The organism is Aquidulcibacter paucihalophilus, assembly GCF_002105465.1.
GTDB classification, from domain to species: Bacteria; Pseudomonadota; Alphaproteobacteria; order Caulobacterales; family Aquidulcibacteraceae; genus Aquidulcibacter; species Aquidulcibacter paucihalophilus.
In genome coordinates, this window is sequence record NZ_NCSQ01000102.1 from 1 (window position 1) to 1001 (window position 1001).

Sequence of the window (1001 nt, forward strand, 5' to 3'; positions counted from 1 at the left end):
GTCGCAGCCAAATCTGTGCCAAATGTTTTGATGACGGACAGTCGGTAAAAGCCGTGAATTCCTCATGAGCAGAATGAAGCCGATTGAAACCAGACAAGGTACCGCCTACAAAACATGGCATTCAACATTTTCATCTCTCGATGCTGCGAATGCGCTTGTAAGCTCGACACTTGCCACTGGCACCGAAACCAAACCGGGCAGCGGAACTTACTACAAGGTATTTGGCGCGCCGACTGGTACGGCTGCTGTAAGGCGCGAAATGGTGCCAATTTTTAGACCCGAAGGGCGTGTTGATATTGAGACTACCTTTGGCGTAATAGTAGTGACTAGGCCAGATCCCACGATGCCCGGCGGAATTCGCGTTCACACCGCCTATCCAACTGTTCCATTTTCACGGTGAAACGACCCATGACGAAGTTAATAGTACCAAATGCTTGGGTTTTTTTTATGCTTGGCTTTATGAATTATGAGCCGACCCATGGAAGTATAAGTGCAGCACTGTGCGCATTCAAGCAAGCGCAAACGGCGGAGGAAATGGCAGAAGTAGCTGCCTTTCTGAGCCTGGCGTCAAGAGCAAGTGAGGATGTCATTCGGGGTGCCTATGCCGAGCTTGACCCGATTACTTACCAACATTTACCAAATCTAGAACCTTTATCGGCGATACATATTGAATTTTGGGAAGATTGGCAAAAGTGCCCATAGAAGAGTTGCCAGTTGTTCATTCAACGGAATGTCAAGCCAGGACGCGCATTTACTTTTTAGTTAGGCGCTTTCCGTCTCAAGTGACACTGGCTAAAATGTTTTGATCTTAATTGGAAGATTTTGGTTTGTTCAGTTATCAGTTTACCGCCCCCACCGCGTCCTAAGCCAACAATGCGCTTCGCGGCGTAGCCTGCAACGCGACAGGACTGCAACAACTCCGTTGCCCGGCGGTGACAGCCAAATTCGCTGTGGACCGCTTCTGAACGTCCGCTTTCACTGCCCACGCCCCCAAACCGGAA

General features: G+C 49.6%; 2 protein-coding genes. Both read left to right on the top strand.

What is annotated here, in order from left to right; translation table 11 throughout:
* Positions 1-64 precede the first annotated feature (64 nt).
* A complete protein-coding gene (locus B7364_RS17875; protein WP_157893581.1) occupies positions 65-400 on the top strand; it encodes a hypothetical protein in 336 nt (111 codons plus the stop codon).
* Positions 401-408: 8 nt separating this feature from the next.
* Positions 409-702 (top strand): hypothetical protein, encoded by a 294-nt coding sequence (locus B7364_RS07955; protein WP_085339479.1) that lies wholly within the window; start codon positions 409-411, stop codon positions 700-702.
* Positions 703-1001: the final 299 nt, after the last annotated feature.